Raw genomic sequence first — 19,343 nt, 5'->3', positions numbered from 1 at the left:
CATAAGCATTATTTTATTTTCTCTATCTTTGGTAAACCAGAACAGAATAACAAAAATAGCTAAGAAAATAACTGTGTATTCAGCAATAATAATCATTGGTAAATTGAAGAATTGAAATTCTTTTCCTAAACTATTAAGCATTCTAAATAATCATTATTTATTTCTAATATATTCAAGACATTCTCTCCTTTATAGCTTATAAAGCTATGTTAAGAAAAAATGTATCTTTAAACCATCGTAAAAGGTGACAATTAATTGCTTAAGCTAACATTATTGTCACTTTGATTTGAAAGCCTTTATGATTAGTTGTATCAATTGCTCGTTTCTGACATACACGTACAAGTGAACGTGTTTATTTTACATATTCATAATGTATATTGACTCAATCTGAATAGTGAAATATTTACCAGTTTATGTTATCCTTATATAAATTATTAGGAAGCCTCGGGGGTTGTTTTGTGTTGAAAATACATTCTACAAATAGATATATCATATTTATTTTTGGCATTACTTTGATGATAACTGGATTAGGAAGATTATCTGGTTTCTTTGAATATGATTCAGTTATTCCAAATCAATCTGTTGCACTACTATACATATCTATGGGCGTTTCTGTAATGTTCATTTCTTACTTTGTTAAACCCAAAAAAGAAAAAAGTTAAAAGTTTACCATTCCAGATCTTTCAAGCATGTTCCTCATATTGTGTAGTTAGAAACTGTAAACAACCATCCTTGAAATATCTCTTTAATTCTCTTTTCCTAACAACCATTTCTTTATTGTTATTTACTAATCTTACATACTATTCTTTGTTAGCATGAAAGTTTAACTTTCGTCTGTTTCTCCTTTAAAACCTATGATATAGGTTCTGCGATACTCTAATTTGTTAGGTAGCCAACCCAGTTTATGACGTAACATAAATGGTTTCATAAAAACATACCCCTTTATTATAAATTCATATAATTTACTGACAGCCCATATTGACTTTTGTACTTCCTCCATCAACCTCAAATACTCCTATTGTGCAATAATCAAACCGAACCATATTTTCAAATATTACCCAATCATGTTATCCTTTTGTAAGTTATTACCTAAATATCAGGAGTTGTTATAAAATGAAAACACCTTCTAAAATTGGACATATCATATTTGTTTTAGGCATCTTATCGCTTTCAATCGGATCAGCGAGATTAACAGGTGCCCTAGAATACAATTCATTTATTTCAAATAAATCTGTTGCAATACTATTCATTGCTATAGGGGTTTCTGTTATGTTCATTTCATTCTTTGTAAAACCTCTAAAAGTTAAATAACTTTACAGAACAATATCTTTTAAATATCTAACTCCAATTGACCTGTTATTTCTTGTACATGATCATTCCAAACAAGTTGATAATTACTTGCTAACAGAGTTAGCTGGAACAAATTTAAAAGCCTCTAACAGTCGAAGGGATAGTTGCAAACTACGTTTTAAAAAGACCATTAACGATATAACCAGTACTCATATTATTTTATAAGTGACCTGACTTTACTGAGAAAGTGAATTAATATCTTTATTCCGAATATGAACAACTCCTGTATTACTAACTTTTATATTCACTTCTGTAATGCCTCTTTTTAATATATGTTCTATTGCATATCTAATCTCCCATTCTTTAACCTGACCAAGATCATTTGAAATACTAGCATGGCTGGATTTCTTATTTTCACTATGAATAATGACTGTCCCTTCACATTCATATACCTTTACAACACCACCCATAAAACCAGAAGCAATAGTTACAACATCAACTCTTTCCTTTGTTATATCTCGAAATGCTTTAGTTGGAAAATTATATATTTTCGCCATTTTGACCTCTCCTTCTACGGAACGTTTGTTTGTATTTATATTAGAACAAACATTCGCTCTTTAGCAAGGAGAAATTTATGAAAATATAAAAAGTATGTTATGTAGATTTTTTTGAGATTAACGCTTATTCTATGTACAAATTAATCTGCTAATTATTGATAGTTCTTTAACCACTCATAATGCATGTGTAACACCTACTTTTTAATCAATTTCATAACCAATAGCCACCATCTGTTGCTATAAATACCAATATATGTTTAAATGTAAATTACTAGGGGATTATACTAGAATGGAGGAATAATAATGGTAAAAACAATTAAAGGTCGCATTTTTGGTTTTGCTCTACTCTCAGCTTTACTTGTTTCATTTTTCATCTATCCATCAGGTAATGTTTCAGCAGCCGAAATCAACGTTGTTCAAAACTCTACTAGTATAGACAATGTTAGTCCAGCTGCTGTGTATACTAAATATGTCACAGTTAATACAAGAACTTCAACGTTTCCACCTGGACAAATTTATCATGTTGAATGGGATGGAGATTTTAAATACGCAGGATACCTAACAAGATTTGATTATGCATACGATCCTGATGCAGGTATTTACTTTGCAACATATAAAGGAAATATTAAAATTCAATAAAATCGTATAAACACCTAATCCCCTAGAGTTTTAATAAAGCATAAATAAGCATTTCTGGTCACTTTTAATAGAAGTGACCTTTTTCTTTCGATTAATCCTCGGTTAACTTAATTAATTGTCTATCTTCTCCTCGCTAGTACGCTTTTAATGTCATGTAAAACTTGATTAATTTATCATCAATCTTGAATTGTTTGTCGTTTATCACTTTGTACAATGCATATTCAGTTGCTATTGACTCCCCACTTTCTTTCCAGTAGTCCAAAGAACAATTTTCGCATTTTTTTAAGAAGTTTCTTTACAAATCATTAGTAAATTGCCATCTAAATCTTTGAACACAAAATAAAAATTATCCTGAATCTCTGTAACCAGTTCAACATTATTCTCTTTCATAAATTGATATGAAGCTTCAATATCATCGGTCAAAAGCTGAATTGACGGAACTTGGTAAGTGGTAATATCACCATCTTCTTTTCTCCACTTTGGCATGGAATCTAAAATTAATCCAGCTGTACCTTTCATGGGTACCACGAATAAATGTCCAAAATATTCTTCTCCCCCTTCCAAACCAAGTATTTTTCTGTACCATTCTTTTGCTTTCTCTAGGTTACGAACTGGAACAAATACACCGCCGATTCTGTTTTTTATTGGTGATTTATAGTCATGGCTAGTCACAAATACATCCTCCTTACTAATTTATTTCTACTTCTATTTCAACGTGATATTCTACTATTCCTTCTTGCACACCTTCTCGATAAGTTGAAGAAACAACACTTTTAGAAATAACTAAATAGAAGCAGCTTAAAATATTGTTTCTCACCTTCAGACGTTCGTTTCAAACGTTCAATTAGAACGTCAAACAGCTTTAATTATTGGTACATTCTTTTTCTTTATTTTCTAAACACATCGTTAAAACCAGCAATTTTCTTCTTTATTTTTCTCTAAAAGGTGCTTTATTTTATTATCTATATTTAATAAAACCTGTTTAATTTGTTTAAGCTGATGTTCTCTTTGTAACATCTGCTCATACTTTTCTTGGAATATAACTTTTATTTCAAGTAGATTTTGTATTTCTTCTTTTGTCAGTTTTTTATTTTGATCAATATTTCCCGACCAATCAAAAAGCATTTTGATTTCTTGGAGAGAAAATCCCGTTTGTTTAAGTTTAAGAATTGCTTCTACTGTATCAATGTCTTTCTTGTTATAATAGCGGTGCTTATTTTTAATTTCCGGTTGCAATAAATTCATTTTTTCATAATAACGAATAGTATCTTTACTAAGACCAGTACATATTGCAAATTCACCAATTTTCATTAAAATCTCCTTCTATAATATAAATTTATAAACCATTAGGGCAATTATACAATGGAAAATGAAGCGAATGATATGATGGCTGAAAGTAATTCGTCCATTTGTTAACTTCCCTTCTATAACTGCTAGTATATGTAACAAGATAAACGCAATTATCAGTAATATAAATAACCAACCTTTGCTTGGTATACATAATATTAAGAGAATACTAATTGATATGATAACAAATATGAATGTTCGTACTTCAAATCCAACTTCTTTCCATTTTTTTATCCCTGCCACTCCTATTAAAACGGCATATAACACAATTAGTATAGTTGTCAAAATTACCATCCCATCACTCCATTCTTTGATTTCATTCATCTTAAAAGATGGAGCCGACTCCATGTCAACAGATAAGAAATAGTTCCATTAAGCTCAAGTATCTTAATCTTCCTCACGAAACGCCCTAGTCTAGCCCTTGACATTTCAAAGTAAAAGAAAAGCATCCATTTAGGAACCTCTCTAAATGTTTTTTTAATCGCTTAATTAGTACAACCGTGCTAAAATAAATACATGAATAAAAAAAATAAAACAACTAATCAAAAAGAAATGTCATTTATTGAAAAAGCTCGTAGAACTCAAATTGTGAAATGTGCTATTGAAACCATTGCAGAGGTGGGTTACGCTCAAGCTTCTTTAGGTCAAATTGCAAAACGTGCACAAATCAGTAAGGGGGTTATCTCCTATCACTTTGCAAGTAAGGGGGAATTGTTAGAGCAAGTAATTTATGATTACTATATGGCATGTCAAGCTTATACTGCTCCTCTAATCGAAAATCAAAAATCTCCTATAGATATGCTTAGCATTTATATTGAATCAAACCTTAGATTCATAGATGAAAATCGGCAACATGTTTTCGCTGTCATTGAAATTGTTTCTAATGAAAGAACTGCTGATGGCAAACTTCGATTTGCGGCGGATCATGATGATACTATTTTTCTACCCATTGAAAACATACTTACACTAGGAATGCATGCGGGTGTCTTCCGAGAATTCACCAAATTGGCTTCAAGAGTAATGGCGTTAACGATACGAAATTCCATTGACGGATTCACTATTGAATTAATGAGAAATCCCCAGTTAAATGTTGAGGAATATACGAGAGAACTGATTACAATATTCGATAAATCAACTAAAAAGTAATATGTCAGAAAACTTGAGGAGGATAGCTATGCATTACTATGAGGTAATTTGTTCTAGTTGTAGAAATAAATTCAGAGTATACGAAGGGTCACTGAGATTTAGACAGTTAAAGGAAAGAACCGATAAGATTTTTCGTTGCGAAGAATGTTATAGCAAAATTCGTATGGATGCTATTAAAAATTTCTTTAGATAGCTCCTTCAGCCGATCTTGAGAATAATAAAAGGGATTACAAGTTAAATAAGTATAAAGCCCAGGCTCAAAATTAATGAGTATCTGGGCTTTGTGGAATCATTTAGTTCTATCTCTACTTACAACTATGCTATCGTCAGTCGTTTCTCAAAACAAATTCTATCATTTTATTAAGCCTATCCATGTGTGCATTAAGAATTTGCTGCTGACATTCTACTTTGAACACAAAACCTTTGCAAAAATAAAAAGCAATCAAGAATCAGGAACAACTAATACTGCCCAACTCGATTGCACTCAAAGCATTTAAAAAGAACACCTATGTTAGGTGCTCTTCCGATCAATTTTTCTTGTTTAAATCATCTGGATAAACTATCGTGTTAATTACATCTCCATTTGATTCATCTTTAAAAATTACTTTGACTTTATAATCCTTTTCATCCACACCATTAAATAATTGATAGTACATACCTGTTAAAGCTAGTCCGAATGAGGCCATTGTGTCAAGACTATTATCGAATTCTTCTTTGTTTACAGATAAAGTGAATTCTGAAAAAGACTTGTCATAGGTTACATCTTTAATAGATTTGAACTCTTCACTTGCTTTAAGCTCTTCTACACTTGCTAGAATGCCTTCTTTTAAACCTTTCATCATTTCTTTATGTTCTGTTTCAGACATTTTATAAGTTAAAGAACCATTATCATTCTTACTGACTTCCTTCATCCCACTGCTTTTTGCCTTTGAAATAACAGAATCAATGTCCTGACCCTCAAAAAATATAGCTGGAATAGTTACTTCTACATCTCCACCATCTTTGCTACCTTTTTCCTGACCCTCACTACAACCAGAGATCAAAACACCTAGTAATATAAATAATGGTAGCATCCATTTTCTTTCCATTAAATCTCCTCCTCATACACCAATATACAGAATATGAAGAGATTACACTATACTTTATTAACATAAAGCTCTATTTCTTAACCGCTTCTATACATGAAAAATCATTTCTTTTTTGAGAAACTGATTATCGTTATCTTAATGTGTTTGGTGACGTTCCACATCATAAATAAAATCTATTTCTTACTTAGTGTTCAGTGCTTAATTTTATAAAATTCAACACGTACTCTGATATAATCAATCATGCGTTGTTTTACATTTCTTTTTCTTTACATTTTCTTCAACAAAGGTTGTGATGAATTTTTATGTTTGCAGTACTTTTGGCTATAAGTATTGGAGCTATTCTTGCTGTGCAAACAGCCATTAATGCTCAATTAAGAAAGTTTGTGATTTCTCCTTTTTTAGCTTCAATGATTTCCTTCGCTGTTGGTGTCATCTTCTTAACTATTACATTAGTAAGTAGTGGTTCATCACTGGGGATTCCATTAGATTTATTGTTGAACCAACCTATCTATATATGGTTGGGGGGAATTGGTGGCGCTATTGCGATAACTACTAACATTCTCTTGTTTCCTAAATTGGGAAGTGTGCAAACAACTATCCTACCGATCTTTGGAATGACTCTCATGAGTATGTTAATCGATCATAATGGCTGGTTTAATGCAACACAATATTCCTTTGGATGGAATCGAATCTTTGGCATATTACTAGTCTTACTAGGCGTCCTTTTAGCTACAGCTATACGAAGCAAGAAAAATGAACAGTATTCTCCCCAAACAAATAAGGAGAGTGTGCGGAATCTATGGATTTGGCGCATAGTAGGGATTCTAGCAGGAATGTTACTAGCTATCCAAATCGCTGTTAATGGACAATTAGGAAAAGTTCTTCACTCTTCTTCTCATGCTGCCCTTGTTTCATTCTTTGTTGGTACTATTACCTTGATTATAATTGTTGGGTTAAAAGATCGATCTTACACAAGTATTAAAGAGCCTTTTAAACAAGCTGCTCCTTGGTGGATATGGATTGGCGGGATCTTAGGAGGATCTTATGTTCTCATCAATGTATTTCTTGTCAATCAAATTGGAAATGGCCAAACTGTAGTTCTTGCTTTATTCGGTCAAATCACTGGTAGCTTGCTGGTACAGCAATTCGGATTGTTTAACTCGCTAAAGAATCGAATTCAACCATTACAAATAATTGGTTTAATGGTGATGATAGCCGGTGTATTTTTAATCAGGATATTTTAAATAATTTTCTTTGCTAATTTTGATCGATGAAACTCTTTTTCAAGAATGGATGCGACATTTCCCCAAAACATAAAACCAGAGTTCATCTACAAAATGTAGCATAAACTCTGGTGACAATGGTGGTCTAACTTTATTTTATGAATTGCCTCATGATTATTTCTTCGCCGATGCGTCCTATTAGCCTTTCATTCGTATCTTCAAAACCTACTTTTACATATAGTTTCTGTGCTGGAATATTAGCTTTGTCTACAACTAAAACAATTTCATCGCAATTTGGAAATTCTGCTTTAACAAACTCAACTAGTAATGTCATTCCTTGTTTTGCATAGCCCTTCCCTTGTTCTGTATGATTAATTGATAATGCAGATAATAGCATCGCATTTCTATTCGTAGAATATTTCTTAACTCGTTCATTTGCATTTAGGAGAAAGAAACCAACAGGTGTATTTTCACTTAGAATTACAATGCGATGCTGTCCTTCATTAATTTCCTCAAAATTGCTCGGCAGTGCAGAAAATTGTTTTTGCTCTTCAGTAAGTACAAAAGCGTTCAGTCCTTGCATATATTCACTTGAAAAATGTTTTAATTCAACCTTCTTCAGTTTTTCCATTACATAATTCTCCATTCACTTTTTCTATACTTTACCACTTTATTAGGTTGTGGTCATTCATTTATTTGAAATTTCGAAAAACAACACGTTCGTTAGATAAATAAATCACGTAAAAAATGCCCAGGCTCAACATTAATTTGAGTACCTAGGCTTTGTTGTTACTTAGTATATTCATTCTAGTTACGTTTGTGGATTTGCCGCTAACACTCTACTGGCTTCATGTTGTACTTTTGTTAGCAATGTATGTAATCTTTACTTGATTTCGTTCACTAACACTGCCGTATTTGGAGCAACAATCGCTTCAATGCCCGAAGCTTTGTAGCTAACTCGAATTGAGTCGTTGCTTTTATATAAATGGAAAGTATCCGAACTAAAAACAAATTCCCCGTTCTCATCTAAAACCGGTGAATAGGTGATATCATAATGGAACTTTATGTCCTTTGCATCGGCTGGCATATCTGGTTCAGGTTGATAATCCTCAGGAACTTCCGTTGTAACGTATCTAAAAAATAGTTGTATGTCGTTATCATCTATTTTTTTCCAAAGGTCATATGTATTTCCTTGCGTCTTCATACCATCAAAATAAGTTGTTTCCTTTTCTTTATCAGTAAGGGGCAGATAGGGAACGGCCGCTTTTGCTAATTCCGTTATTTTTATTCTTTTCGTTTCTTTCCCTACGGCATTATAAACCAATAGTGTTTTGTCTATACTTCCAAGCAAATCATCTCTTTTTCCAACGAGAAGATGATTTTGAAAGGTTAAAAACACCTCATCAGTTTGCAAATTTACATTATATTGATTTACAACTTTATTCATCTCTTTATTCATTAAATGTTCTTCAAGGATATATTTTAAATTTCCAAATCCCAATAAAGGAATTATTGCTGCGATGATCATGCTTAAAAACAACAAACCAAATTTTTTGGATAAACTAATCTTATTTTTAATAAAGATGATTGGAATACCCACCGCAAAAGTAAAACCTAATAAGCCAATATATGCAAAAAATTGCATCAACCCTAATTCATCTATTTCGTACATATTAATATATACACACACACCAAGTAGAGCGATAGCGATTATTCGTATCAATTGATTTTTCATAAAATACTTCCCTTCCTTTTACAAACCCTCTAAAAGCTATGGTCGCACTAAGAAAAGTTCGGATAATTTCTCTACAATAGTTTCTCTATTCTCAATTATCAGCTCTGTTTTTCCTTTCTTTATTACGTAAGGACTGCCATTTCTGCTCCTATATTTTATTTTGACTACTTTTTTAATTGTCCCTAAGTTTAGACCTATGTACCATTTTTTAAAGTTTGTAATGACTAACTAGCTTTCTATTCCAATTCCATCGAATACTTTACCTATCAAATCTTAACAATGTCTCACCTAATTTTATATATGTAATATTTTCCTTTTTCTACTTCCCTTCTTCATAAATGGAAGGAGCATTACTTTTAGAAATGTGCAACTAACTAAGAAACGTTAATGTAAATATTGGAGAAGACTGAAATGGTGCATAAGACATTTTTCTTACTTTATCGTATATTGTTTATTTTGTAATCGTACTTTTCTTAACTTATTGTATCCAATGGGTGACTGTGCTTTTTATGGGAGGTATTTGATTTACAGCTGCAGAAAGTTATCCAGGGGATTTGAGTAGTATTTCTTTAGTTATATGGAGCTTCTTATTTTCTTGCATTCATTTTGTTATTTTAACAATGTATTTATTTCTTCATCATTTAGTGTTGTCTCTCTTTAAAATTAGGTTTCAAAGCAAGATAGCATTTTTGTTTAATACTTTTGTGACTGTTTAATTTTCTATTACTTAAAATCATTTTTATAGAACGTATCAGCAAGATAACTCGTTACTTATGAATAATACTACTCTTTAGGATCAATATCACAAGTGTGTCTCTACAATCTCTAGACACCAAGTATTTAAATCTCAATGGATTACTTTCTCTTGGATATTGTTACAGGGAGAGTGGCAACCATTAATATTAACCCTAGATAGAGAGGATATTTTAAACATTCATTCGTTGAATACCCCAATAAATAAGGCATACCTATTAAGGCCATTACTACTCCAATTACAAACAAACCCATTTCAATTTTTCTAATCATATTTTTCTCCTATCCCTTAACATTTCTTATTCATTTCTCCCTACAACCAGAGAAGCTTAATCTAAGAAGCTTCTTTAAAATAAAAGACACCCCTCAGAAATAAGGAATGTCTAACTTTTTATCTATACACATCTAACAGATTTAACAAATATCTTTCTAATTCATTAATCGCAAACAAAACTTCCTTATGAAGTCTATCCTCGACGACGCTATCATCATTAAAGACCTCTAAGTATTTATTCACTTCTACAAAGAATTTTTCATACTCCTGTAAAAACTTATCAATCGTTTGATCACCAGGTGTTACAGATAAATAAATTGTTTTAAATAAATTAAAATCACTATACGCATTACTTAAAAAATAGATAGCCAGTATTCTATCGCTATTAATATACAATTTCACAAAAGATAGATTTTGTTTCAATTTTTTCAATGCATTGATAAGATTGTTCGTTTGCTTCAACATATTTGCCGTATTACTATACATCTGATAATCACCTCCATCTTTATAATAAGCAGAAAACCAACAAATTGGAATAATTTTCTGCAAATTACTAGCTGAAAACTTCCTTTATAATACAATTAAGTCGAAATATTAATTAATAATACTAAATGTATGACAGAAAGGACCCCCATTGGATAAATAATGGATCTTGAAAAGCTATTTTTAAATTCATTTCGAGGATGCCTTTCAAAAAATAAATGCAGGATTGCATGAATGATAAAGAATAGATCAAGGACCCAAAAAATGATGGTTTGATACTGACTGAAAAGTAAGGAAAGGATTAATACGTATAGAAACAGGTGAATAAAAGTGAATACTTTATAAGCCTTTGAATCTTCCATATCTTTAAGTATTATAAACAATCGCCACTCAGAGCATCTTATTGCATCCATTTCGTGCAAAAGAAATAAAGAAAAGTTAAATAAAAAAAGAACGAGTAATAAATCAGGCATATAAAACCTCCTACAGACTATATACCAAATATTACTATAAAACCACTTTCGAAATACTAAGTAAACATGCCTAAATATGTCGATTTGTAGGCATATGGAGGCTTTCATTCTTTCCCTTATATTAAGCAACATAACCTTTTTACTTCATTCATTTTTGCATAAAGACATTTAAATTTCATCTTACATTCAGCTCCCAATGAAATTTTATCAAGTGCACCATTCTAAAATTGTCCACTTTCCTTGAGTAATCTTCTAGAAGTAAACAAAAGCACACAATCAGAAGGCTTTTCGTTGGTAAATAATATGTGTAATCCCCCAAGAAATAATATAGATTAGCATAATAAAAAGTGTCGCCCCTGTATATAAAACCGTAACGGATGTATTATCTACAAAATCAATAATTGTTGTTAAGTGTTCATTCATATACAATGCAATTGGTCGTGAAATCCAAGTTAAGAGGATAAAGCTAATAAGTATAACCGTTGTAATATAACCCTGTTTAAATATCTGAAATAATGGGAAGGTAAGCGCAGCAAATAGTAAGAATAAGCCACTACCAATGGCAATGTCAGATACCGTAAAATGTTTATTGAAAGCTAGCAGCGCTAGACTTGTAACACCTATGGATAAAATCATATAGACAATCGCTCCAAGATAGCGGGATGCGATAATTTCTGTACGTGTGTATGGCAAGGAGTTTAATAATATATTCGTCTCAACTTTTTCATCGTATGCATATGTGTTAAAGGGAATAAAAATACTGGCGACCAGAAAAATTAAAACGGGTGGTGCCCCCAACAAAATAAAAACTAAGATAAAAGGAATAAAAAGCAATAGCTGCCTTTTCTGTAGTATGACATCGCGTTTAATTAAGTTAAGCATGATGGATGCCTCCTTTAAAGTAATACATGATATCTTCCAGAGAGGCACGTTCAATAATAACTGTGTCTCCAAAAATATTTTTCGCTGCTTTAATATTATCCGTTAATGCTTCAAATCCTGTGGATGCACGATGAACATGAACAAATGCTTTTTCAGTGTCTCTATCAAGTAGATTCAACTCACCTTTAACGAGCGCATAGTTTTCAGCTACATCGTGTATAGATTGATTAAATACTAATTCCCCTTTCTGTATAAAAGCTATGTAATCTGCGATACGATCTAAATCAGTTGTAATGTGCGTAGAAAAGAAAATAGTGCGATTGCCATCAACCATTAATTCCTGTAATAGATCTAACAGCTCCCGTCTAAAAATGGGATCTAATCCTGCTGTCGGCTCATCCATAATGATTAGCTCTGCATGATGTGAGAGGGCTATTGCTAATGAAGCCTTCATTTGCATCCCTTTAGAAAATGTTTTTATTGCTTTGTTAAGCGGTAATTCGAATTGTTCTACATATTGATAAAATATTGTATCGTCCCAGCGCTTGTAGGCAGGTGCAACTATACGTTTTATATCTTTTAAGTTCAACCCTTCAAAAAATATATTGCCATCGTATACAAACCCAATGCGCTGCTTAATCTCCTTCTCATGCGTCTTGTAGTCTAATCCGAAAAGCTTTACTTCTCCAGCATCTGGCCTTAATAGATTCATCATCGTTTTTATCGTTGTAGACTTACCAGCTCCATTTGCCCCAATGAAACCCGTTACAAAGCCTCTCTTTACCTGTAAATTTATATGATTTACGGAAAAGCCTTTGAACCTCTTTGTGACATTCTTTAATTCGACTACATTTTCCATACCTTTCACTCCTCGTATAAAATCTTCAATAATTCCTTTAGTTCATCAAGAGACAGGCCTATTTCTCTGCTATTCGCAATGACCGCACTTAGCTGTTCCTCAATAACCTTCAGCTTCTTTTCCCGTATAACCTCCAAATTTTGCTCCGCTACAAAAGATCCTTTGCCAACAATGGAATAGATAAAGCCCGCCTTCTCCAATTCTTCATAAGCCCGTTTTGTCGTTATTACACTAATTTGTAAATCCTTTGCGAGGTTACGCATGGAGGGTATTGCTGTGCCCTCCTGTAGTTCACCTGCTAAAATAAGTGATTTAATTTGATTCGTAATTTGTTCATAAATTGGCTCCTTTGAACTGTTCGAAATAATTATTTGCATGCCAATCCCTCTTCTTTATTTTTTTGAGAATATCGTTGAAATAATATTCCCTAGTGCTGCAATCAGTATAGCAATAACATGGATTGTGATGAACATATTAAAAAAAGGAAAGGAATAAGGCGTTATCCATTCGGTGAAAAGCCTCGAATCCAAAATCCATCTTCCCATTCTGGCAACTAAATTATTACTATCGTTCATGTTCGGCTCAAGAGCAGTGCCATCGACCGCGATAAAGATCAATTGAACAATTAAAAATATACCAATAGTGATGATCCATCGTTTTAACAGATTACTTTCATCCGCTTTTTCAGTGCCTATCACTTAAACAATTCCCCCCCACAAATTAATTATATTGTATATATACTATATAAACATTATATACACAAATAAAAAATTTGTTCAACCACTTTTTTAAAAAGGAAATTTTATACCATGAAATGATCTATGACATTCAAATATAAAGAAGGAGCCTGTTTTGATAGCTATTATCAAAACAGGCTCCTATTAACAACTTGGCCATTCATCGTGTCTTGTCATTCAAATATGTTCATTCTTCAGTTGCAATCTGATAATTTATGATATAATGAATCATCTGACTAAATTGGCAAGACAATGGCTGTAGCGTGTGACGACGCCGCGGCTTTTTCTTTGTTTTTTCCTTACGTGATTAATTTAAATATTTACCCTGCTTGGGTAGTGCGATTTGTTCAAAATCATCGACAAGTTTTTTTAGGTTGCTTGTCAATTCTTCGCCCTTCATTGGTAATCCGTGCCCTGTGATGGCAACTGAAGGTTTTAGTATTGCTAATTTTTCGATAGATGCTCGAGCAGCCAGCCAATCTGTTGTAAAATATTGAGGGGGACCACTGATTTCTTTTGTCTGCGTAATCACCTTATAAAGAGATTCTTGTTTGACTGTAACAAATGCATCTCCAGCAATAAGCACCTTATCCTTCTCACGGAATAAAGATATATGCCCTGGTGAATGGCCTGGCGTATGAATCCATCGGAAACCTGCCATAAATGGAACACTACCATCAGAAGGTAAAACTTTGAGGTTACCACCCAAATTTATAGCTTCATTTGGAAAAATAGGTGACATTTTAGCAACCAAGCCGTTATTTACTGTTGGATCAGGCTCGGGATAATTTTGTTTTCCAGATAAAAAGGGTATTTCCAATGTATGCGCATAGACAGGAACATCCCACCGCTCTATTAATTCTATGATTCCTCCGACATGATCAAAATGACCGTGAGTCAGTATGATTGCCTTCGGTCGAGACTTAGAACCATAACGTTCTTCAACAACTGAAATGATCTCATCCGCACTTTTGGGCATCCCCGCATCTATTAGCACAAAATCTTTCATCTGCGGTTCACCATAAAGTACAATATTTACAATTTGAATCGTGTATTGATATAAATCAGGTAATATGTCTATACCTACACCGCTTCCAACAGAAGTTGCTGGGATAAATTTATAATCGTCCCCGTAATTCAAATTCTTGTCCATTTTAAATCATCTTCTTTCAATTAAGTCATTGGAGGTTCAAGCATAAACTATATGGAAATGCCACAACTATTGATGATGGCATACGCATACTTACCTTCTTACTTCTTTTCTTTTTTATTGAAGGGCTGTTCTTTCTGTTGCTCTTGTTCCTCTTTTACTGCTTCTAATTCTTCAGGATTAAATTCCATTGCTATTTCTTCTTGCTCTACTTCATTCTTTTGCTTTTCTTTTGTCAAAACACTCACCTCCAATATGCTTTAAAGTGGCCTTCCTTAAGAAAATCTATACTTTTCACTTTTTCAAAGCTACATTAAACGTATAACTAAACAAAAAACATCCATTCTATAAGTGCGTAGTGTCTCACTACTTAAAGAGCTGCAGAGATTTCTTTCTCTGTGGCTTCTTTTAATTTTTACATTAAAAATTTTATTAAAAGTGAATTTTACTTATTTTTTCAGCCATACTAACATGGCTTTAATGGCGAAAAATAAGAAAAGGATGTGTACAGATGGGTATTCTTGGTGGAAATCCAAAAGATGAACCGTTGCATTATGGTGAGGTATTTAGTGTTTGGTCGGGTTTAATTGCAGACTATGGCATGATTTCTGGCTATCAAACGTTTTATAATCATGCTGGTGATGAAGATCTTAAAAAAATTATTGAAGATATCATCGAAACATGCAGGGAAGAAGTAAAGCAATTAGAAAAAATTCTAAAAACAAACGGGATCGCACTACCTCCTGCATCACCTGAAAGACCTGTAGCAAGACTGGAAGATATTCCTCCAGGTGCAAAGTTTAATGATCCAGAAATAAGCGCTGCTCTAAGTGCTGACCTAGCAGCTGGATTAGTTGCATGTAGTCAGGCAATGGGTACTTCTACTCGTGAAGATATCGCATTAATGTTTGGGCAATTCCATATGGCTAAAGCTCAACTTGGTGCAAAGCTTTTACGTTTAAACAAAAATAAAGGCTGGCTTGTACCACCACCATTACATGTTAATTATCCTGAGAAATAAAGACTATTCCCCGAATTGAGGAAAGTAAATGTATTATTATAAAGAAGAATTGATAAACATTATTAAACCTGACAAACCAGATCCTCAAGCAGCACGAGTAATGCAAGAAATACTTGGTGGTCATTATGGTGAAATGAGAACCATGATGCAGTACTTTTTTCAAAGCTCTAATTTTAGAGGCAAAGAGACCCAATATCGTGATTTATTACGGGGCGTTTTCTTAGAAGAAATTGCACACGTTGAACTTGTACAAAATACAATCAACCAATTACTAAATGATTCTGGGGAATCCTCTGCTCCTGGAAATAACGGCATGGACCAAGCACCTTTAGATGAGGCAGTTAAACATGCCAATCCACACCATTATATTGTGGGTGCACAATCATCTTTGCCTGTAGATGCAGCAGGTAATCCCTGGAATGGTTCGTGGGTTTATGCACATGGAAACCTTATTGCAGATTTATTGGATAATTTAGTATTGGAGTCAACGGGTGTACTTCAAAAGACACGTATATATGAGATGAGCTCTAATCAGACATTTAGAGAAACACTTGCTTTTCTAATTGTTCGTGACAATGCTCATCAAAATGCATTTGCCAAAGCATTAGAAACTTTAGGGGTAGATTGGGGAAAATTATTCCCTGTACCGAACTACGATATCAACAAATACCCAGAGTGTAGAAAGTTTGTTGAAATGGGTTATCACAATGCTCAATTTAACTTTAGATTAGATCCAACTCGTATCGGGGAAATCTTTCAAGGACAAACTCCAAGTAGAAATGGTGGAGAATTAAATGTGACCCCTCCACCAGAAGGATTCCCCGTACCTGTTATGCCAGAGATGCCAAATGAACACAGTCCTGGCCTGAAGGATATGAATAACTAAAATACGTTTAGCTGTAGCGTTTGTCGACGCTGCGGCTTTTTGAATGTAAAAATAGACTGTATTTACACAAACTATTAATAAGTGTATCGCATAGGCTGTGACGTTGGTTGACCGTCATAGTCTTATTTTTATTTTAAAGGCAATAAACTATGCACAATGAGTTAACTTTTCATATAAATAGTAGTGTTAAGCTAATCTAGTTTAACATGTACCTCCCGAATTGTTACTTAGGGTCACTTTCAGCCGAGTGACCCTTAAATATTTATTCATTTATATAAACTTCGTTTTAAAGGAGATTATTTTGCCTGAAGCTTTCTATACTTTACATATTCTAGATTTTCGAAAGGAGGGACTTTCATATGGGATATGAAGTTTACGGTTCAAACTATGGCAAGCATGATAATTTATCATTCGCTCTAATTGTTGTCCTCTTTATTCTTTTAATTATTGCTGGTGCTACTTTCTTATATCATTAATAATTACCTTCTATTATCCTCAAATATTCATGCTATGATCAAAGGGTCGTCTTACACCCTGGTGACCCTTTTTTACTACTTACTTTGTTGCATAGAAGAATGTATGTAGGAAGTTTGTTGCTTAGTGTACTAATCTAACAAACAGTTCATAGAATATATCAAGCATAATTTGGGCTATAAATAACAAAGGAGAATGCCTATGAGCATTGATTTTATTACACTTGCCCCAACAGTCATGCAGGTGTTTAAAGCAGGAGATGCAAATCCAAAAAAAGTAAAGCGCATTGTTTATGGACAAGCTACCTCTGATGCAAATGGAATAGCCACATTATATTTTACAGACAATGCATTAGCGAATGGCAATCCTCTCTTATCTACTATTGACTATGCAGTGGCAAGTGTATACTCGACAAATCCAACGATAAACTTAAGACCGAGAGTTCAAATGAGAGAGAAGAATATTAGTGGGAAATATGTCTCTGCTAATATTACAAATATTAGTGGTGTGACAGTATTAGGAATTAATGTATTAGGATCGGAAAATCCAGTAAGTGGCGTGATTGTAGATTTTATGATTTTAGGTAGTTTTGATTTGTAAACAGATCATACTGAACAAACTCCCTCGTACATTCTTCTTGGTAAAACCTCATATCCTGACTTCTTTCTTCGAGAATAAGCAAGTAACAAATGTATTTTGATTTGAAATGTAATGAAAAAAAATAAAGACAAAGTCGAAAAAATCGACTTTGTCTACTGAAACCACTCTATTTAAGAATGTTTTTCTTCATTTAAAAATTAAAGTTTAACGATGTTAGCAGCTTGTGGTCCACGTTGACCTTCTTCAACTGTGAATTCAACTTTTTGACCTTCTTCAAGTGATTTGAAACCTTCACCTTGGATAGCTGAGAAGTGAGCGAATACGTCTTGTCCGCCTTCTACTTCGATGAAACCAAAACCTTTTTCTGCGTTAAACCATTTTACTGTACCTTGTGTCATTTAAATGACCTCCAATAATGTTATTAAATAAAATCATACTACTTCCAAAGAAAAAAATTCACATATTACAAAAAGTAACTAACAAAACACGATTACTCTTTGTAATATGTGAATTTATTATTTCTTTAAGAAAGATTCTATTACATACAGTATATGATAAAAAATCGTATTAGTCCAGTGAAAAGTGAATTTTTTTATCAATGAAGGCTAAAACCTGCACGTACCACCAATTTTAAAGGTTAAAATTAGTCATTTCAACGCCATTAAGTAGCTAGAGGCAATTGTTTTTGTATTTCAATAGCGACATTCCTTACCTCGTATATTTTTTGAAGCTGAATATTACATTTTAGGACTTAATTGCCCTATGCATCCTTAGGCTCTACATGGACATGCACTTCATAAACCCCTTGCTCTTCCACCATATTTTTTTCAACAACCGAAGCAACATCATGCGCTTTCGTGATATCTAACTTTGCATCTACAAGTATAACGACATCAATTACCTCATTATTCCCATAATTTCTTCCTCTGATTTCTTTCAATCCTTTAACGCCATCTATTTTTAAAATAATCTCTTTGTATGTTTGAAGAATTTTCTCATCAAATCCATCCGATAGTTCATGAGAGGCTTCCTTGAAAATCTCCCAAGCTGTTTTACAAATGATGAAACCTACGACAATCGCAGTACCCGTATCTAACCAAGGCATATGTAGTTGTGACCCTAAAATTCCTACAGCGGTTCCAATACTTACCCAAGCGTCTGACAAATTATCTTTAGCTGCAGCCATAACGGCTTTACTATTGATTTTTTTAGCCAATTGTTTGTTGTAACGATAGACTAAATACATCACCAATGCTGATCCTATCCCTACATAGGCTGCGACCATATCCGGCGATTCTTTTCCACCTTGAAAAATGGAAGAAAACCCACCGACCAATACTTGAATACCAACGGCCATCATAATAAATGAAGCGACCATTGATGCAATGGTTTCACTTTTCCAATGACCATAGCGATGATCATGATCTGCTGGTTTTTGTGAAAGCTTTAGTCCAATAAGTACTGCAATAGAGGCAATAATATCTGTCGTATTATTCAAACCATCCGCTTTTAAAGCTTCTGAACCACTCAAGTAACCAATGCCAACTTTTATGATGGATAAAATTATATAAGCAATAATACTGATAATGGCACCACGTTCACCTAATTTAAGATTATTATATCTTTCTGCTTCCAATTCACTTACCTCCCACTTACGTACATCATCATAACAACCCAACATCGAGTGGGTCTACAGCAACCTTTTTGCCTTGCTATACATAAGTAG

28 protein-coding genes are annotated in these 19,343 nt (G+C 33.2%); 10 read left to right on the top strand and 18 right to left on the bottom strand.

Translation table 11 applies throughout. The annotated features are described in order from the left end of the window. Window positions 1–458 precede the first annotated feature (458 nt). The gene (locus VK91_RS11135; protein WP_231595622.1) at window positions 459–662 is read left to right on the top strand and encodes a hypothetical protein; all 204 of its coding nucleotides are present in this window, start codon (window positions 459–461) and stop codon (window positions 660–662) included. A 161-nt stretch (window positions 663–823) separates the two neighbouring features. Here VK91_RS11135 and VK91_RS23055 read toward each other — a convergent pair whose 3' ends face one another. Beyond that, window positions 824–1,000 (bottom strand): hypothetical protein, encoded by a 177-nt coding sequence (locus tag VK91_RS23055; RefSeq protein WP_231595621.1) that lies wholly within the window; start codon window positions 998–1,000, stop codon window positions 824–826. Window positions 1,001–1,113: 113 nt separating this feature from the next. Here VK91_RS23055 and VK91_RS11125 point away from each other — a divergent pair, with 113 nt between their 5' ends. After that, the gene (locus tag VK91_RS11125) at window positions 1,114–1,311 is read left to right on the top strand and encodes a hypothetical protein (RefSeq protein ID WP_048392664.1); all 198 of its coding nucleotides are present in this window, start codon (window positions 1,114–1,116) and stop codon (window positions 1,309–1,311) included. Window positions 1,312–1,526: 215 nt separating this feature from the next. Here the strand turns inward: VK91_RS11125 and VK91_RS11120 are convergent, their stop codons facing one another. Further along, window positions 1,527–1,847 carry a DUF1827 family protein gene (locus tag VK91_RS11120; protein ID WP_048392662.1) on the bottom strand — a complete coding sequence of 107 codons (321 nt, stop codon included), beginning with the start codon at window positions 1,845–1,847 and terminating at the stop codon, window positions 1,527–1,529. A 303-nt stretch (window positions 1,848–2,150) separates the two neighbouring features. Between VK91_RS11120 and VK91_RS11115 the strand changes: the two genes are divergently transcribed. Next, a complete protein-coding gene (locus VK91_RS11115; RefSeq protein ID WP_048392660.1) occupies window positions 2,151–2,486 on the top strand; it encodes a hypothetical protein in 336 nt (111 codons plus the stop codon). A 282-nt stretch (window positions 2,487–2,768) separates the two neighbouring features. Here VK91_RS11115 and VK91_RS11110 read toward each other — a convergent pair whose 3' ends face one another. Together VK91_RS11110 and VK91_RS22260 are read right to left on the bottom strand one after the other, a co-directional pair. Further along, complete coding sequence (locus tag VK91_RS11110; protein WP_048392657.1) at window positions 2,769–3,158, bottom strand: VOC family protein; 390 nt, start codon at window positions 3,156–3,158, stop codon at window positions 2,769–2,771. A 234-nt stretch (window positions 3,159–3,392) separates the two neighbouring features. Next, entirely contained in the window at window positions 3,393–3,797 is a 405-nt protein-coding gene (locus VK91_RS22260) for a MerR family transcriptional regulator (protein WP_053075698.1), read from the bottom strand. 552 nt (window positions 3,798–4,349) lie between these two features. On the opposite strand from VK91_RS22260, the gene VK91_RS11095 reads away from it, so the two are divergent. Continuing rightward, window positions 4,350–4,979 carry a TetR/AcrR family transcriptional regulator gene (locus VK91_RS11095; RefSeq protein WP_048392653.1) on the top strand — a complete coding sequence of 210 codons (630 nt, stop codon included), beginning with the start codon at window positions 4,350–4,352 and terminating at the stop codon, window positions 4,977–4,979. 28 nt (window positions 4,980–5,007) lie between these two features. Next, a complete protein-coding gene (locus VK91_RS23050) occupies window positions 5,008–5,172 on the top strand; it encodes a DUF2197 domain-containing protein (protein WP_066037314.1) in 165 nt (54 codons plus the stop codon). A gap of 334 nt (window positions 5,173–5,506) precedes the next feature. Here the strand turns inward: VK91_RS23050 and VK91_RS11090 are convergent, their stop codons facing one another. Next, window positions 5,507–6,067 (bottom strand): hypothetical protein, encoded by a 561-nt coding sequence (locus tag VK91_RS11090; RefSeq protein WP_048392646.1) that lies wholly within the window; start codon window positions 6,065–6,067, stop codon window positions 5,507–5,509. A gap of 302 nt (window positions 6,068–6,369) precedes the next feature. On the opposite strand from VK91_RS11090, the gene VK91_RS11085 reads away from it, so the two are divergent. Continuing rightward, a complete protein-coding gene (locus tag VK91_RS11085) occupies window positions 6,370–7,311 on the top strand; it encodes a DMT family transporter (protein WP_048392645.1) in 942 nt (313 codons plus the stop codon). 130 nt (window positions 7,312–7,441) lie between these two features. Here VK91_RS11085 and VK91_RS11080 read toward each other — a convergent pair whose 3' ends face one another. The 11 genes from VK91_RS11080 to VK91_RS22690 form a co-directional block, all read right to left on the bottom strand. Then, window positions 7,442–7,921 (bottom strand): GNAT family N-acetyltransferase, encoded by a 480-nt coding sequence (locus VK91_RS11080; RefSeq protein WP_048392643.1) that lies wholly within the window; start codon window positions 7,919–7,921, stop codon window positions 7,442–7,444. A 252-nt stretch (window positions 7,922–8,173) separates the two neighbouring features. After that, entirely contained in the window at window positions 8,174–9,025 is an 852-nt protein-coding gene (locus VK91_RS11075) for a hypothetical protein (RefSeq protein WP_048392641.1), read from the bottom strand. Window positions 9,026–9,880: 855 nt separating this feature from the next. Beyond that, entirely contained in the window at window positions 9,881–10,051 is a 171-nt protein-coding gene (locus VK91_RS22870) for a hypothetical protein (protein WP_197078717.1), read from the bottom strand. A 118-nt stretch (window positions 10,052–10,169) separates the two neighbouring features. Next, window positions 10,170–10,538, bottom strand: coding sequence for a hypothetical protein (locus VK91_RS11070; RefSeq protein WP_048392639.1), 369 nt, complete (start codon window positions 10,536–10,538; stop codon window positions 10,170–10,172). 95 nt (window positions 10,539–10,633) lie between these two features. Then, window positions 10,634–11,008, bottom strand: a complete 375-nt coding sequence (locus tag VK91_RS11065; protein WP_048392636.1) for a DUF6713 family protein — start codon at window positions 11,006–11,008, stop codon at window positions 10,634–10,636. Between the two features lie 276 nt (window positions 11,009–11,284). Then, entirely contained in the window at window positions 11,285–11,890 is a 606-nt protein-coding gene (locus VK91_RS11060) for an ABC-2 transporter permease (RefSeq protein ID WP_048392634.1), read from the bottom strand. Next, window positions 11,883–12,749: an ABC transporter ATP-binding protein gene (locus VK91_RS11055; protein WP_048392631.1), complete on the bottom strand. Its 867-nt coding sequence runs from the start codon at window positions 12,747–12,749 to the stop codon at window positions 11,883–11,885. The genes VK91_RS11060 and VK91_RS11055 overlap by 8 nt, the downstream gene beginning before the upstream one ends. Before the next feature lie 5 nt (window positions 12,750–12,754). Next, window positions 12,755–13,126, bottom strand: coding sequence for a GntR family transcriptional regulator (locus VK91_RS11050; protein WP_004225203.1), 372 nt, complete (start codon window positions 13,124–13,126; stop codon window positions 12,755–12,757). A 15-nt stretch (window positions 13,127–13,141) separates the two neighbouring features. After that, on the bottom strand, window positions 13,142–13,447 hold the full coding sequence (locus tag VK91_RS11045; protein WP_048392629.1) for a YfzA family protein: 306 nt from the start codon (window positions 13,445–13,447) through the stop codon (window positions 13,142–13,144). A gap of 346 nt (window positions 13,448–13,793) precedes the next feature. Continuing rightward, complete coding sequence (locus VK91_RS11040; protein WP_048392627.1) at window positions 13,794–14,639, bottom strand: MBL fold metallo-hydrolase; 846 nt, start codon at window positions 14,637–14,639, stop codon at window positions 13,794–13,796. A gap of 98 nt (window positions 14,640–14,737) precedes the next feature. Continuing rightward, window positions 14,738–14,875 (bottom strand): hypothetical protein, encoded by a 138-nt coding sequence (locus VK91_RS22690; RefSeq protein WP_155483390.1) that lies wholly within the window; start codon window positions 14,873–14,875, stop codon window positions 14,738–14,740. A 272-nt stretch (window positions 14,876–15,147) separates the two neighbouring features. Here VK91_RS22690 and VK91_RS11035 point away from each other — a divergent pair, with 272 nt between their 5' ends. From VK91_RS11035 to VK91_RS11025, 4 genes are all read left to right on the top strand, one after another. Beyond that, window positions 15,148–15,657 (top strand): DUF3231 family protein, encoded by a 510-nt coding sequence (locus VK91_RS11035; protein WP_048392625.1) that lies wholly within the window; start codon window positions 15,148–15,150, stop codon window positions 15,655–15,657. A gap of 28 nt (window positions 15,658–15,685) precedes the next feature. Beyond that, window positions 15,686–16,543, top strand: coding sequence for a manganese catalase family protein (locus VK91_RS11030; protein WP_048392622.1), 858 nt, complete (start codon window positions 15,686–15,688; stop codon window positions 16,541–16,543). Window positions 16,544–16,902: 359 nt separating this feature from the next. After that, window positions 16,903–17,019 (top strand): YjcZ family sporulation protein, encoded by a 117-nt coding sequence (locus VK91_RS22465; protein WP_004225198.1) that lies wholly within the window; start codon window positions 16,903–16,905, stop codon window positions 17,017–17,019. Window positions 17,020–17,218: 199 nt separating this feature from the next. Further along, window positions 17,219–17,617, top strand: a complete 399-nt coding sequence (locus tag VK91_RS11025; protein ID WP_048392620.1) for a hypothetical protein — start codon at window positions 17,219–17,221, stop codon at window positions 17,615–17,617. A 197-nt stretch (window positions 17,618–17,814) separates the two neighbouring features. Here the strand turns inward: VK91_RS11025 and VK91_RS11020 are convergent, their stop codons facing one another. Both VK91_RS11020 and VK91_RS11015 read right to left on the bottom strand, forming a co-directional pair. Continuing rightward, a complete protein-coding gene (locus tag VK91_RS11020) occupies window positions 17,815–18,015 on the bottom strand; it encodes a cold-shock protein (protein ID WP_004225195.1) in 201 nt (66 codons plus the stop codon). Window positions 18,016–18,377: 362 nt separating this feature from the next. After that, window positions 18,378–19,253 (bottom strand): cation diffusion facilitator family transporter, encoded by an 876-nt coding sequence (locus VK91_RS11015; protein WP_048392617.1) that lies wholly within the window; start codon window positions 19,251–19,253, stop codon window positions 18,378–18,380. Window positions 19,254–19,343: the final 90 nt, after the last annotated feature.

The sequence above is a fragment of the Lysinibacillus sp. LK3 genome (assembly GCF_001043675.1).
GTDB classification, from domain to species: Bacteria; Bacillota; Bacilli; order Bacillales_A; family Planococcaceae; genus Lysinibacillus; species Lysinibacillus capsici.
The sequence above is the reverse complement of the archived record's forward strand: the minus strand, read 5'-3'. Positions and strand labels throughout refer to the sequence as shown.